Origin of the sequence: Pseudomonas versuta (assembly GCF_001294575.1) — a bacterium.
GTDB classification, from domain to species: Bacteria; Pseudomonadota; Gammaproteobacteria; order Pseudomonadales; family Pseudomonadaceae; genus Aquipseudomonas; species Aquipseudomonas versuta.
Genome location: NZ_CP012676.1, coordinates 1143267 through 1157498 on the forward strand (window position 1 = coordinate 1143267; position 14232 = coordinate 1157498).

The following is a 14232-nucleotide window of genomic DNA, read 5'->3' on the forward strand; positions in this document are numbered from 1 at the left end:
AGGTAAAACGGTGGGTTCAATGCCGATGCTGGCGAGTAACCCCGGCATCGAATTGCGCGATCACTTGCTGCCACCCGTTCTGATTGAGCGCAGCATCGCTGAAGTCGGCCGGGGCGCTGGGGCCGGGGTTGCGGTTGAGCCACACATCCGGCTGCGCGCCGATACGCATCAGGAACGAGCCCGCCACCTCAGGGGCCGCGCTGATGCCCAGATAGGCCTGGCCCCCCAGCAATTGCCAGGCGTGGCTGCCACGGCTGACGGAGCTGGCATCGATGGCAAAAGGTGCAAAGCCTTCGTCGGCCAGGTGCGCGGGCAGGGGCAAGGCGCCGGACTCTTCTTTGAGCAGCAGGATCTCGTCCAGCGTCACTCGCAGGTCGGCGTAGAGGCCTTGTTCGGCGGCGTTCAGATCGCGCCGTGCATCCAGCTGATGGGCGGCCACTGAAGTCATTTCCTGTGACTCATGACGCCAGGCCACCACGGATCCGGCGACGGCCAGAATCAGCAGGCACAACAGCAACACGTACAGCGTTTCATGCCCGGCACCGGCGGGGCGTACGACTTGAGTGGTCATGGGGCCTCGATGTCGGCTTGATCGATTTCAACGATGTGACCGGGGCCGGCGTCGAACAGCACGTAAAATTCGGCATCAGGGCGCTTGAAGGTCATGCTTGAGTCCGCCCCCAGCTTGCCCGGTACCAGGATGGTTTCGTCGTAGCCGATCACGTCCAGGGTGACCCCCGGGGCGCCGCTGCCATCGGAAAACCCGCCGGTACAGCGGATTTGCCCGTCTTTGACGCTCTTGCACTCGCACATCGGGTTGTGGGCCAGGGCCTGACCGCTCAGGCCCAGTAACGCCATCAACCCTGCGGCCATGACCGGATGTTTAAACAGTCGCGAATTCATTGTTTAGCACCTCGTTGGGCCAGCCAGGCCACGGTGGCCGGTGAAGCCTGACTCAGGGGAATGGACGCCTGATGCATCGAGCCGTCCCACCCTTCAAGGGTGATCCACAGGTCGGCGTCGGCTTTGGTGCGCTCGGGGATCGGCAGCGTGGCGCCCATGCGATACGGCGTACCGAAAAAAATCACCCCGGCGGCCCGCAGGCTGCGTGGCTTGCCAATGCGCAGGTAAGCGGCCTTGACCTGATCGATGGAGCTGTCGCTCAGCGCCGCGTTGAAGCTCTTCATGTAGCCTGCCGGGCCATCCGGTCGCGGGCCTTCGTTGCGCAGTTCAGCCAGTTGCAGGCTCCACGGCCCGACCTGCACCGTGCCCACGTCGCGCTCGCCCAGCCCGCTGTCACCGCGAAACAGCGACGCATCGGCAAAGTACTTGGGCATAAATCCCAGCGGCACCAACAGCAGCAGGATGTTTATGTGAAAGCGCCATTTGTGCCACAGCCGGCTCAGGGTGGAAGGGGGCTGTGCAGTCACTGCCTTGCTCATGCATTGGCCTCTGCAGGTTGTTTTTTACGAGGGCTGGTGGCCAGGCTTGCTGCCGGGCGCGCGGATTTATGGCTGCGTTTAAGGGCGTTGGCGGTGGCCAGTGCGGTACGTTTGGTCCAGATCAGCAGGCCGCTCAACACCATCATGCTCAGGACCAGGCCGAAGAAGAACCAGATCAGCTTGACCCACAGGCCGCCGAAGTCGCCGGTGTGCAGCGGGCGCATCGACTCGGTCACCAGCTCCAGGCCGGAGCGGTCGGCGATCATCCGCGAGCCTTCAATCGCGCCGTTGTACGGGTTGATTTCGGCGGTCTGGAACAGCAGCGGGTACCAGCCCGGGCCGCCCACTTCGATGTGGCCGTAGGCATTGCCGGGCAGGCTGACAAAGCTGGCTTCGAGGCCGGGAATCTTCTGGGCGGCAATCTTCACTGCCTGGTCGAGGCTGATCTGCGGCGCGGGCTGACCGTTGGCCATGATCGGCACATCCTGGCGCGCCACTACCGGCGGGATGCCTTCTGTGGAGATTGAAATCTGGTTATCAAACATAAAGGCCTGAATCAGAAACCACAGGCCGGTGATGGAAATCACCGCAATAAACCAGATCGACCAGATGCCGCACAGGCGATGGAAGTCGCCCCAGAAAATCCGCGCCCCGTGCTTGAGGCGCAGGTTGGGTTTGAAAAAGCCTTTCCAGAATTTCTTATAGACCACCAGCCCGGTCACCAGCGACGCCAGCAGTGGCAAGCCCAGGAATGACACCAGATACCAGCCCCAGCTGTAGCCATTGGTAAACGGCACCAGCCACCAGCCGTGCAAGGCGCGGGTGAATTGCTTGAAGTTAAAGCTCGGGCTTTCACCCTGTATCGCCCCGGTGTACGGGTTGATATAGAGCGAAGGCGAGCGCCCGTCGGGGTAAACCACATCGGCGACCAGCGCAAAATGCGACTCGTCGGGGCGGCTGATCGACTGCACTGCCAGTTTGGGTTCGGCTGTGTGAATCGCGCTGAGCACCTGCTCATAAGTGAGCAGCGGCGCGTCATCCGACGGTTGGGTGGCGCGGGCTTGAGGGGTGGCCAGCCACACAATCTCCTGGCTGACCACGGCCAGGGTTCCGGTGACACAGACAATCAGCACAAAAAACCAGATGGGCAGCGTTAGCCAACTGTGGACCAGGAACCAGAGCTTTGAACGGGACTTTTTGGACATGGGGAACGGCAAACTCGCGGCTGAGCGGGTGTGTAATCGCCATTGAGAAGCGATTGCTTATCCATGTAGGACGGATGAGATGCGCAATACCCGAAGCCGGAGTTGTAATAAAATATTTCTGTGGTTTGTCCCCTCTTCTGTAGGCGCGAGTTTGCTCGCGAGCTTTTCAAATGCCACTAAAGAGCTCGCGAGCCAGCTCGCTCCTGCAGGTATTTGGGGGGTTAATCCAGGGAGCGTCCGAGTTTCCAGTAACCCATCAAGGTCAGGGCCTTGCGATCCAGCCCGCATTCATTAATGAAAAACCGCCGGATCGTCATCACGGCTGCCGATTCACCGGCGACCCAGGCATAAAACTCGCTCTGTTTGGCGCTGGCCCGTTCCCACAGGAGCTGGCGGGTCAGATCGGGCTCTTCGAGTTCGCCCGCGGGTTGTGTTCTGATCAGCGGCAGGCTCGCGAGCTCGCGGGCGGCCAGGGTCATGCCGTCGCCGTGCTGCTTGCCCAGGCTGGCGCGGGGCAGCCAGTGAACTTTGGCACTATGGCCACAGACCAGGGGTAGGCAGTCCGATTCCTCGGGGACTTCGATAAAGGCTTGCACCCTGGGCGGGTCCGGGTGCAGGGCGAGTTGTTCGAGAATTGCGGCAATGGCCGGCAGGGCGGTTTCGTCGCCGATCAACAGCACCTGGCGCACGCCGTCTGGTGGCAGCCACTCATAGCCGCCCGGGTCGGCGTCAAACGCAGCATCGGGGGCCACGATTTGCAGGCGGTCGCCCGGTTTGGCGTGGGCGGCCCAGCGCGACGCGGGGCCGCTTTCACCGTGCAGCACAAAGTCGATGTCCAGCTCGCAGGTTTGTGGGCGCAGATTGCGAATGGTGTAGGTGCGCATGGGTACTGCGAGGTCGGGACTCAAGTTGCGCCGTGCTGCTTGCCAGTCGCCTTGCTTGGGCAGATTGGGGGCAGTGCCATTGGCTGCGGGGAAGAACAGTTTGACTCGCTGATCCGGCCCCAGTGTGCGCATCAACCCTACGTCACTGCCGCTGAACACAAAGCGCATCAGTGACGGGCTCAAGGCAATGCTGTGCTTGAGCCGGATATCGAACAGCTGGTAACCGGCCGGTTTACTGGGTTGTTTGCCCAGGGCTTGCACCAGCGTGGTGGCGACGGACATGGCAGCACCTAAATAAGCAGGAGTCATTAGATAGAACGACGCGTGCTGCGCTTAATTTACAGGCTGTTGCCTGCATCGCGGGCAAGCCCGCGATGAGGAGGGCTGTTCAAGCCCCGAAGGTGAGTTGTGCGATCAGCCAGATGTTGGCGCAACTGATCACGGCAAACAGGAACCAGGCCAGCAGTCGTGTCGGCAGGCGGTTGGCGAACGGGCCCATGAGTTTGCGGTCGCCGGTCATGCGGATCAGCGGGTACAGGGCAAAGGGCAATTGCAGGCTGAGCACCACTTGGCTGAGGATCAGCAGCTTGCCCACCGCATCGTCTCCCATTAGCCAGACTCCTAGAAACGCCGGGATCAGTGCCAGACCGCGGGTGATCAGACGGCGCTGCCAGCAGGGGATCCGCAAGTCCAGATACCCTTCCATGATGACCTGGCCGGCGATGGTGCCGGTGAAGGTCGAACTTTGCCCGGAGGCCAGCAACGCCACGCCGAACAGGACGCTGGCCATGGCGCCGCCCACCAGTGGGTCGAGCATGCGGTAGGCGTCCTGGATCTCCACCACATCGCTGTGGCCGGTTTGGTGAAAGGCCGCTGCGGCCAGGATCAGAATGGCGGCGTTGACCAGCAGTGCCAGGGCCAGTGAGCCGATGGTGTCGATGCGCGACAGGCGTACGGCGTCCAGTTTGCTGGCGTAATCGGTGCCCGTCAGGCGTGTCTGCACGATGGAGCTGTGCAGGTACAGGTTGTGCGGCATGACGGTGGCGCCAATGATGCCTATCGCAATGTATAGCGGCGCTGCCTCACTGATGGCTGACAGGGACGGTTTGAAACCTTCGAAAACATCCGGCCAGTAAGGCTTGATCAGCACCAGTTCGACAAAAAAGCACACGCCAATGGTCATCACCAGTACCAGCATGATGGCTTCCAGGCGGCGGAAGCCTTTGCCTTGCAGGGCCAGGATCAACAGAGTGTCGAAGGCGGTGAGGGCGATGCCGAAGGTCATCGAGCAGCCCAGCAGCAAGTGGAAGGCCAGCGCACAGCCGAGCACTTCGGCCAGGTCGGTGGCGATGATCGAGATTTCTGCCAGTACCCATTGTGTCCGTGCCGAACGCTTGCTGTAGCGTTCGCGGCACAGTTGGGCCAGGTCGCGGCCGGTGGCGATGCCCAGTCGCGAGCACAGGCATTGCACGGCCATGCCCGCAAGGCTGGCAAGCAACACCACGAACAGCAAGTTGTAGCCGTAACGCGAGCCGGCCTCGATGGCGGTGGCCCAGTTGCCCGGGTCCATGTAGCCGATGCTGATCAACAGCCCGGGGCCGGCGAAGCGCAGCACGCGCTTCCAGAACGGTGCACTGGCGTCGACGGGGACAGTGCCGCTGACTTCGGGAGGGCAGAAGGGCGCAGTGGCGATTTTCGGCAGGCTGAATTTCAAGCGCGGGATCCGTTGTCAGGGTTAAAGAGAAGCGGGCAAGCTCACCGGGGTCAGGACCGGTTGCCCGGAAAAATAGGCCACCAGATTGTTCACCACCATTTGCACGGTGCCTTGGGCGGCTTCTGGCGATTGACCGCCCATGTGCGGGGTCATTACCACGTTGCCGAGGGTTTTGAGCGCATCCGGAACCTGGGGTTCGTGATCGAATACATCCAGCCCGGCGCCGGCGATCCGGCCACTGGCGAGCGCTGCGATCAGGGCGTCAGTGTCTATGACGCTGCCGCGCGAGATATTGATCACGTAGCCATGTGGCCCCAGGGCATCGAGTACCGGGCCGTTGACCAGATGCCGGGTGCTGCCGCCGCCCGGGGTGGCCACGATCAGGAAGTCCACGGCGCCGGCCAGTTCGGTGGCGCTGGCACACCAGGTGTGGGTTGTGCCGGGCAGGGGTTGGCGGTTGTGGTAACTGATGCTCATGTCGAAGCCGTTGGCGGCGCGTTTGGCGATGGCCTGCCCAACGGCACCCAGGCCCAGGATGCCCATGCGTTTGCCGGCCAGGGACGGCAGGCGCAGCTTGTTCCATTCGCCGCGACGGATACCGGCATCGGCCTGGGGAATGCCACGCACCAGTGACAGCAGGAGCGCCATGGCGTGGTCGGCCACAGACGAGGCATTGGCCCCGGCGCCGTTGGTTACGGTGATCCCGCGGTTGCTGGCGGCCTGCAAGTCCACTTGCTCATAGCCTGCGCCGATCACGCAGATGATCTTGAGCAAGGGCAGGGCGGCCATCTCTTCGCCAGTCAAACCCAGGGGGCCGCGGGTTAATACCGCATCGATTCGCTGGCCGTGGCTGGCAATCGCTTCGGCACGGCTGGCGGCCGTGGGGGCCAGGATCAGCACAAAACCTTCGCGCTCGAGCAATGGCAGGTAATCGTTAACCGTTTCAACCAGCACCAGCACAACACGTGACATAGACGTCTCCAGCCCAGGGGGGATCGGGAATGGGCCGAGATTAGCACCCCTGCTGGATGTTTTTCCCTGTATCAATTCGATACAAAGGCTCTATTGACGCTTTTTTCAGCCCTGCGGGATCACTGGTCGGTCCTGTGCTGGAGCCAAGCACGGTCGGCCTGTTACCATTCGCCCTTTGTTTTATCTCCACTTCGAGACCGCCCATGACCACCGTTCGCACGCGCATCGCGCCATCGCCTACCGGCGACCCCCACGTCGGCACCGCTTACATCGCTTTGTTCAACTACTGCTTTGCCAAGCAGCATGGCGGCGAGTTCATCCTGCGGATCGAAGACACCGACCAGTTGCGCTCGACCCGCGAGTCCGAGCAACAGATCTACGACGCCTTGCGCTGGCTGGGTATCACCTGGAGCGAAGGCCCGGACGTGGGTGGCCCGCACGGTCCTTACCGGCAGAGCGAGCGCAGCGAGATTTACCAGAAGTACACCCAGCAACTGGTCGATATGGGCCATGCTTTTCCATGTTTCTGCACCAGCGAAGAACTGGACCAGATGCGCGCCGAGCAAATGGCCAAGGGTGAAACCCCGCGCTACGACGGTCGTGCGTTACTGTTGTCCAAAGAAGAAGTTGCCCGTCGCCTGGCTGCCGGCGAGCCGCATGTTATCCGCATGAAAGTGCCTACTGAAGGTGTGTGCGTTGTTCCGGATCTGCTGCGCGGTGATGTCGAGATCCCGTGGGATCGCATGGACATGCAGGTACTGATGAAGACCGACGGTTTGCCGACGTACTTCCTGGCGAACGTGGTCGACGATCACCTGATGGGCATCACCCACGTATTGCGCGGTGAGGAATGGCTGCCATCGGCTCCCAAGCTGATCCTGCTGTACGAGTACTTTGGCTGGGAGCAACCGCAGCTGTGCTACATGCCGCTGCTGCGCAACCCGGACAAGAGCAAGCTGTCCAAGCGCAAGAACCCGACTTCGGTGACGTTCTACGAGCGCATGGGCTTCATGCCTGAAGCAATGCTCAACTATCTGGGCCGTATGGGCTGGTCGATGCCGGACGAGCGCGAGAAGTTCTCGTTGCAGGAAATGGTTGATAACTTCGATCTGTCCCGCGTTTCGCTGGGCGGGCCGATCTTTGATGTCGAGAAGCTGTCCTGGCTCAACGGTCAGTGGTTGCGTGATCTGCCTTTGGAAGAGTTCGCCAGCCGCGTTCAGCAGTGGGCGTTGAATCCTGAGTACATGATGAAGATCGCGCCGCTGGTTCAGGGCCGTGTCGAAACCTTTAGCCAGATCGCCCCATTGGCCGGCTTCTTCTTCGCCGGTGGTTTGCAGCTGGATGCCAAGCTGTTTGAGCACAAGAAACTGTCCAACGAACAGGTGCGCCAATTGATGCAGCTGATTCTGTGGAAGCTCGAAAGCCTGCGTCAGTGGGAGAAGGACCCGATCACTGCCTGTATCCAGACGGTGGTTGAGTCCCTGGGGCTGAAACTGCGCGATGCGATGCCGCTGATGTTTGCTTCGATCACGGGCCAGGCCAGCTCTGTGTCGGTGCTCGATGCCATGGAAATTCTGGGCCCGGACCTGACTCGCTTCCGTCTGCGTCAGGCGCTGGACCTGCTGGGTGGTGTGTCGAAGAAAGAAAACAAAGAGTGGGAAAAGCTGTTTAACGCGATTGGCTGATCCAGACTGATACTCCCGTAGCAGCTGCCGAAGGCTGCGTCCGGCGACTTGGTTGTCGTAATGTCAGAACCATCGGTTTTTGTATGAAACCGTATGTTCAGCAATTACGTTCGCTTCGCAATCGGACGCATCCTGTGGCAGCTGCTAGGGGGGGTGCGCCAACAAGACCCCGTGTTTTCGGGGGCAGAAGGGTAAGTGGTTGTTCTCACGGCAAATTTTTTTAAAAAAGTTTGAAAATAAGTTTGACAGCCTACCCATCCAGTCTTAATATGCGCCCCGTCCACACAGCAACACGTAACAGTGACTGTCTGGGGCTATAGCTCAGCTGGGAGAGCGCCTGCATGGCATGCAGGAGGTCAACGGTTCGATCCCGTTTAGCTCCACCAAATTTACAGTTCAATGCCTGGCCACACCGGCATTGAATCGATCAGCACTCAGCGCTGGTCAGTGTTAGAAGGTTTGTGTCCCCTTCGTCTAGTGGCCTAGGACACCGCCCTTTCACGGCGGTAACAGGGGTTCGAGTCCCCTAGGGGACGCCAGTTTTACAGAAGCATCACGCAAGTGTTGCTCCGCCGCCAGGCGATAAATCGGGGCTATAGCTCAGCTGGGAGAGCGCCTGCATGGCATGCAGGAGGTCAACGGTTCGATCCCGTTTAGCTCCACCAATTTACAGTTCAAGGTCTGGCCACACGGTCCTTGAATCGATCATTGCTCAGCAGTGATCACTGTTAGAAGGGTTTGTGTCCCCTTCGTCTAGTGGCCTAGGACACCGCCCTTTCACGGCGGTAACAGGGGTTCGAGTCCCCTAGGGGACGCCACGATTACCCGCTCTGCGGGATTTATAAGGGTCATTCGGTTATTGAATGGCCCTTTTGTTTGCCTGCGATTTGGCAAACCTCCGATCTTTTCCCTTTGCCTGTATCCACCCGCGCCTTTGCACAGACCGGGTGCGTTACACTGCGGCCTTCATTCGAGTTCGGGGAGGCAAGGCATGAGTTGGGATTTGGCAACGCCATTCATCATTGATCTGCAGGTGCAGGCCGAAGACATTGACGGGTTTGGTCATGCCAATAACGCGGCTTATGTGGTGTGGCTTGAGCGTTGTGCCTGGCGGCATTCGCAGCGCCTCGGGCTGGACCTGACGGCCTATCGCCGCCTCGATCGGGCCATGGCTGTGGCTCGCCATGAAATCGATTATCTGGCCAGTGCCTATGAAGGTGATGAGCTGCAACTGGCGACCTGGATTGTTGATTGTGACAAGCGCCTGCGCATGACCCGGCACTTTCAGCTGGTACGCCCCTGTGATGGCGTGACGTTGCTGCGTGCGCAAACCACCTTTGTCTGCATCGAATTGTCTACTGGCAAGGCCAAGCGCCTGCCGCCCGAGTTCCTGGAAGGTTATGGCCCGGCTGTCGTAACGGCCTGACCAGGGTGCCTGCCTGATACCGGTTGGCCCCGGAACCCCGTAAACTGCCGCACGTTTTTTATGAGAGTCACCCATGCAAATTGCTTTGGCGCCGATGGAGGGGTTGGTCGACAACATCCTGCGTGATGTTCTGACCCGCACCGGCGGTATTGATTGGTGCGTGACCGAATTTATTCGGGTCACCGAACGTGTATTGCCAGAGGCGTACTTCCACAAGTTCGCCCCTGAACTCCAGCATGGCGCCAAAACCCGTGCCGGTGTGCCGTTGCGCGTGCAGTTGCTGGGCTCTGATCCGGCCTGCCTGGCGGATAACGCGGCATTGGCCTGTGAGCTGGGCTCAGGGGTGATTGACCTCAATTTTGGTTGCCCGGCCAAAACCGTGAACAAGTCCCGGGGCGGGGCTGTGTTGCTCAAAGAGCCCGAATTGCTGCATGCGATCTTGTTGCAGGTGCGGCGCACCGTGCCGGCGCATATCCCGGTTACGGCCAAGATGCGGCTGGGTTTTGACACGCCCGACAGTGCCAATGAGTGTGCGATTGCCCTTGCCGAAGGGGGCGCCAGCCAGATCGTGGTGCATGCCCGGACCAAGATGGACGGCTACAAGCCGCCTGCGCACTGGGAATACATCGCCCAGGTGCAAGACGCGGTCAAGGTGCCGGTGTTTGCCAATGGCGATATCTGGTCGGTTGAAGACTGGCGCCGTTGCCGCGAAATCAGTGGGGCTGAAGACATCATGCTCGGTCGCGGGCTGGTGTCGCGTCCTGACCTAGCCCGGCAGATTGCCGCTGCAAAAGCCGGTGAAGAAGTGGTCGAAATGACCTGGGCCGACCTGCAGCCCATGATCCGCGACTTTTGGGCCCAGGCCGAAGCTCAACTGACCCCGCGTTCGGCCCCGGGACGGCTCAAGCAATGGCTGGCCATGCTGACCCGCAACTACCCTGAAGCCATGGTGCTGTTCAATGCCATGCGCCGCGAAACCGATTGTGAAAAGGTCAGGCATCTGGTCAATAACCCGCCTTCGGACGCCGCCTGAAACGGGCAAAAAAAATTCAAAAAAAACTCTTGAAATGCGTTTGACGGTCCCTATCTATGGGGTACGCGATGCCGAAACCGGGTCGCGTAAAAAATCTCGCTGAAATCAGGAGGATGAAATTATGAGCACTGCACTTTCCATGGCGCCACTGTTCCGTAATTCTGTCGGCTTTGACCGTTTTAGTGATTTGTTTGAAACCGCATTACGCAATGATTCCAGTGGCGGGTACCCACCTTACAACGTTGAAAAACGTGGTGAAGACAGCTATCGCATCGTGGTGGCAACGGCGGGGTTCCAGCAAGATGATCTGGACCTGCAAGTGGAGAAAGGCGTGCTGACCGTGAGCGGCAGCAAACGTGAAAGCACCAGCGAAGAGGGCGTTACCTTCTTGCATCAGGGCATCGCACAAAGGGCATTCAAGTTGTCCTTCCGTCTCGATGACCATATCGAGATCAAGGGCGCAAACTTGAACAACGGTTTGCTCAGCATCGACCTGCAGCGGGTCGTGCCCGAAGAGGCGAAAGCCAAACGCATCCCTATCAATGGGGATCAGCAGGCAGCTCTGAACAACTGATCCGAGCATGCGCCAGCAAAGAACCCCGTCTTTAAGGCGGGGTTCTTTGTTTTGGATAGACGCACATGGCGTGCCAGGCAGGCAGCCTTGAAGAGCAGTACGCAGGCACTTGTTCCGACTCTCTCCCCGGGGCAGGTGCCTGCTTTTTTACCGGGCGAGCGGGATCAATACAGGTCTGAACAATGCGGCGGTATCGCAAGTTTGCGGCTCGATGCCAATCGGGCCCTGTACTTGCGTCAGTAAGCATTGAATAAAGCCGGAGCCAGGCCCGGGGTTGCGGGCCTGGTTGTCACGGATTACTTTGCGGCCTGATTCGCGTTGCCCTGGTAGTGCTTGAGGTTTTTCTCGGCTTTGTAACGCAGGGCCACATCAGGAACGCTGCCGCTTTTACCGGTTTCTACCCAGTTGCGAATACGGCCGGCATCGGCAAAGTGAGTGTATTTGCCGAAGGCGTCCAGAATCACCAGCGAAACCGGGCGATTACCCATTTCCGTGACCAGTACCAGACAGTGTCCGGCCTGATTGGTGAAGCCGGTTTTGGTCAGCTTGATATTCCATTTGTCTTTATTGACCAGGTGATCGGTGTTGTGAAAACCCAGGGTGTAGTTGGGTTTGCGGAACGCCACGGTCTTTTCTTTGGTGGTGCTCAACTGAGTCAGCATCGGGTAGTGCCGTGCCGCGGCCAGCAACTTGCTCAAGTCGCGTGCAGTGGATACGTTACGAACCGACAGGCCGGTCGGCTCGACGTAATGGGTGCTCATCATGCCCAGGCTTTTGGCCTTGGCATTCATCGCTGCGATAAACGCCACATAACCGCCCGGATAGTGGTGCGCCAGGCTGGCGGCGGCACGGTTTTCCGAAGACATCAGGGTGATCAGCATCATTTCATGACGCGACAGCTCGCTACCGAGCTTGACCCGGGAGAACACGCCCTTCATTTCCGGGGTGTCGCTGATATTGACCGAGATGTACTCATCCATCGACTGCTTGGCATCGAGTACGACCATGGCCGTCATCAGCTTGCTGACCGACGCGATGGGGACGATGACATCGGGGTTGCTGGAATAAATGACCTTGTTGGTCTGCAAATCGACCAGCATCGCGCTGCCTGACGCGATGTGCAGTTGTGAAGTATCCCGTGGAGCCGAAGTGCCCTCGGTCGCTGCGGCGATCGAAGGGGCGGCGGTGCCTGTAAGAACTAAAAATAGGCTCAGAATCGAAAGATGAATTTTCACGCAGAATGACTCAAGGATGGTTGGGGAGTGCTGATCTGTAACGCTGTTATACACGTATCGTTACATTTCGTGAGTATGGATCAATAATCGTTGAAATGCCTGATTTCGCAGGGGCTTGGCGCATGTATTTCAGGTAAATCGTTATTCGCGGACTTTGCCCCGCGCTGTTGGCTGCCGATCGCGTCGGTTGTCGCGGGCGAGGGTAGCAGCCCCAAGCTGTGCGCTGGCTGAACGTGAATGGGTCCGGGCGGCCCTTGGCACGCTTGAGGCACTTAAGAGGCCGGCAATTGTGTAAAATGCCGGCCCTTGAAATTGACCGGCCGGCCCGATGACTCCTGAAGCGTTAAGCACCCTGCACCTGCACTTATTGACTGCCCTGGAGGCTGCGCCCGCGGAAACCCGGCGCTTGTTCCATGGGCGCGGGCGGTGCTGGCCGGGGCTTGAGCAGTTGACGGTCGACTGGCTGCAGGGTGTAGTGCTGGTTTCGTTGTTCAAAGAGCCTGAGCTGGCGCAGCTTGAAGCTTTGAAGCAACTGCTGCTGAGCCTCTCGCAATCGCCGGTGTGGCAAGCCAGCGGGGCGCACACGCTGGTTCTGCAGCACCGCTACACGCTCAACAGCGACACTGAGTGGCTGGCAGGTGAGGCGATTGACGAGTGGACGCTGACCGAAGGTGGCCTGCGCTACCGCGTTGATCTGGGCCGCAAGCAGAACAACGGCCTGTTCCTGGATATGCGCTACGGCCGCGACTGGGTGCGGGCCAACGCGCAGGGCAAGCGGGTCCTGAATCTGTTTGCCTACACCTGCGGCTTCTCGGTCGCCGCCATCGAAGGCGGCGCACAGCATGTGGTCAACCTCGATATGTCCCGTGCGGCATTGAGTCGTGGCCGAGACAATCACCGCCTCAATCAACACGACATGAGCAAGGTCAGCTTCCTTGGGCACGAGCTGTTCAAGTCCTGGGGCAAGGTAAAAAGCATGGGGCCGTATGATCTGGTGATCATCGATCCGCCTTCCTTTCAGAAAGGCAGTTTTTTGCTGACCAAGGATTACCAGCGTGTGGTTCGGCGCCTGCCCGAGTTGCTCAGTGAAAACGCCATGGTGCTGGCGTGCATGAACGATCCGGCATTTGGCTCTGATTTCCTGATTGACGGCGTAACCCTTGATGCACCGGGTTTGCGTTTCGTGCAGCGACTGGACAACCCGCCCGAATTTCCTGATGCCGATGCTGAATGCGGTTTGAAAGCGCTGCTGTTCAAGCAAGGCGTTTGACCGGCAAAAAAAAGCCCGCGGGGGAGGGTGCGGGCGAAGGGTTCATTGAATGAGCAGGGCGAATATACAGCTCGCTGCCAGCAAAGAATGTGAAACAAATTTCATCGTATGGGGCGGCTGCAGGCTTACTTGGTGCGCGACGATTCAAACAGGAACCACACGCGGCGCTCGGCTTCGTCGATCCAGTTTTCCAGCAGGCTGGTGGTCGCCACATCCCCGAGTTCCGAGCACATATCGTGGGTTTCACGCATGTAGGCAGCCAGCTGGATGTTGTCTTCGCGCAACTCGGCCAGCATGTCGCTCGGGGTTACGAAGTCGGCGTCGTTATCCAGCAGGCGCTGGAGTTTTTTGATGTGGCCTACCGAACGAATAGTGGTGCGCCCCAGCTTGCGTACGCGTTCGGCAATGGCGTCGGTGGTGGCAAAAATCTGATCGGATTGCTCGTCCAGCAGCAGGTGGAAATCACGGAAGTGCGGGCCTGACATGTGCCAATGGAAGTTTTTGGTCTTCATGTAAATGGCAAAGGTGTCAGCCAGCAGGGCATTCACTTCTGCCGCAATGTTGATGCAGGCTTCTTCGCTCAGCGCCGAAGGTGTCCGTAGATCGGCCTTTCTGCTTTCCTTGGCGGATTTCAGGTCTTTCATGATGGTTCCTCGTGGTGGCTGTGAATAGGTTCTGACGCATGTCGAGGGGCGCTGTCTATGCCGCCTGGCTCTTGCTTATGCCGGCTGACTTAAGACCAGGATCAGTCTTTCGTCAAACCCGGCGGACCGCGCCGTACAGATGTCTACA

At 59.4% G+C, this 14232-nt stretch carries 14 protein-coding genes and 4 tRNA genes; 9 read left to right on the plus strand and 9 right to left on the minus strand.

Annotated features, from left to right (window positions below; genetic code table 11):
* Positions 1-16: 16 nt before the first annotated feature.
* The 7 genes from AOC04_RS05235 to AOC04_RS05265 all read right to left on the minus strand — a co-directional run bounded on the left by AOC04_RS05235 (position 17) and on the right by AOC04_RS05265 (position 6217).
* Entirely contained in the window at positions 17-571 is a 555-nt protein-coding gene (locus tag AOC04_RS05235; protein WP_060691470.1) for a DUF6162 family protein, read from the minus strand.
* On the minus strand, positions 568-873 hold the full coding sequence (locus tag AOC04_RS05240) for a hypothetical protein (RefSeq protein ID WP_418054945.1): 306 nt from the start codon (positions 871-873) through the stop codon (positions 568-570). The genes AOC04_RS05235 and AOC04_RS05240 overlap by 4 nt, the downstream gene beginning before the upstream one ends.
* Positions 874-899: 26 nt before the next feature.
* Entirely contained in the window at positions 900-1442 is a 543-nt protein-coding gene (locus AOC04_RS05245) for a hypothetical protein (protein WP_060691472.1), read from the minus strand.
* Positions 1439-2647: a PepSY-associated TM helix domain-containing protein gene (locus AOC04_RS05250; protein WP_060691473.1), complete on the minus strand. Its 1209-nt coding sequence runs from the start codon at positions 2645-2647 to the stop codon at positions 1439-1441. Before AOC04_RS05250 ends, AOC04_RS05245 begins: the two co-directional genes overlap by 4 nt.
* A 221-nt stretch (positions 2648-2868) precedes the next feature.
* Positions 2869-3813, minus strand: coding sequence for a siderophore-interacting protein (locus AOC04_RS05255; protein ID WP_060691474.1), 945 nt, complete (start codon positions 3811-3813; stop codon positions 2869-2871).
* A gap of 106 nt (positions 3814-3919) precedes the next feature.
* On the minus strand, positions 3920-5245 hold the full coding sequence (locus AOC04_RS05260; protein ID WP_060691475.1) for an Nramp family divalent metal transporter: 1326 nt from the start codon (positions 5243-5245) through the stop codon (positions 3920-3922).
* Between the two features lie 21 nt (positions 5246-5266).
* Positions 5267-6217 (minus strand): 2-hydroxyacid dehydrogenase, encoded by a 951-nt coding sequence (locus AOC04_RS05265; protein ID WP_060691476.1) that lies wholly within the window; start codon positions 6215-6217, stop codon positions 5267-5269.
* A gap of 203 nt (positions 6218-6420) precedes the next feature.
* On the opposite strand from AOC04_RS05265, the gene gltX reads away from it, so the two are divergent.
* The 8 genes from gltX (at position 6421) to AOC04_RS05305 (ending at position 10935) form a co-directional block, all read left to right on the plus strand.
* Positions 6421-7902, plus strand: coding sequence for a glutamate--tRNA ligase (gltX, locus tag AOC04_RS05270; RefSeq protein WP_060691477.1), 1482 nt, complete (start codon positions 6421-6423; stop codon positions 7900-7902).
* Positions 7903-8212: 310 nt separating this feature from the next.
* A tRNA-Ala gene (locus AOC04_RS05275) sits at positions 8213-8288 on the plus strand.
* 77 nt (positions 8289-8365) lie between these two features.
* Positions 8366-8441, plus strand: a tRNA-Glu gene (locus tag AOC04_RS05280).
* 50 nt (positions 8442-8491) lie between these two features.
* Positions 8492-8567: transfer RNA gene (locus tag AOC04_RS05285), tRNA-Ala, on the plus strand.
* A gap of 77 nt (positions 8568-8644) precedes the next feature.
* Positions 8645-8720: transfer RNA gene (locus AOC04_RS05290), tRNA-Glu, on the plus strand.
* A 173-nt stretch (positions 8721-8893) separates the two neighbouring features.
* Positions 8894-9328, plus strand: a complete 435-nt coding sequence (locus tag AOC04_RS05295; RefSeq protein ID WP_060691478.1) for an acyl-CoA thioesterase — start codon at positions 8894-8896, stop codon at positions 9326-9328.
* Positions 9329-9401: 73 nt separating this feature from the next.
* Positions 9402-10361 carry a tRNA dihydrouridine synthase gene (locus tag AOC04_RS05300; RefSeq protein WP_060691479.1) on the plus strand — a complete coding sequence of 320 codons (960 nt, stop codon included), beginning with the start codon at positions 9402-9404 and terminating at the stop codon, positions 10359-10361.
* A 121-nt stretch (positions 10362-10482) separates the two neighbouring features.
* Complete coding sequence (locus AOC04_RS05305; protein WP_060691480.1) at positions 10483-10935, plus strand: Hsp20 family protein; 453 nt, start codon at positions 10483-10485, stop codon at positions 10933-10935.
* A gap of 296 nt (positions 10936-11231) precedes the next feature.
* On the opposite strand, the gene pbpG is transcribed toward AOC04_RS05305, so the two are convergent.
* Complete coding sequence (gene pbpG, locus AOC04_RS05310; protein WP_060691481.1) at positions 11232-12170, minus strand: D-alanyl-D-alanine endopeptidase; 939 nt, start codon at positions 12168-12170, stop codon at positions 11232-11234.
* A gap of 328 nt (positions 12171-12498) precedes the next feature.
* Here pbpG and AOC04_RS05315 point away from each other — a divergent pair, with 328 nt between their 5' ends.
* Positions 12499-13440, plus strand: a complete 942-nt coding sequence (locus AOC04_RS05315; RefSeq protein WP_060691482.1) for a class I SAM-dependent methyltransferase — start codon at positions 12499-12501, stop codon at positions 13438-13440.
* 125 nt (positions 13441-13565) lie between these two features.
* On the opposite strand, the gene AOC04_RS05320 is transcribed toward AOC04_RS05315, so the two are convergent.
* Positions 13566-14084, minus strand: coding sequence for a Dps family protein (locus AOC04_RS05320; RefSeq protein WP_060691483.1), 519 nt, complete (start codon positions 14082-14084; stop codon positions 13566-13568).
* Between the last annotated feature and the right edge of the window lie 148 nt (positions 14085-14232).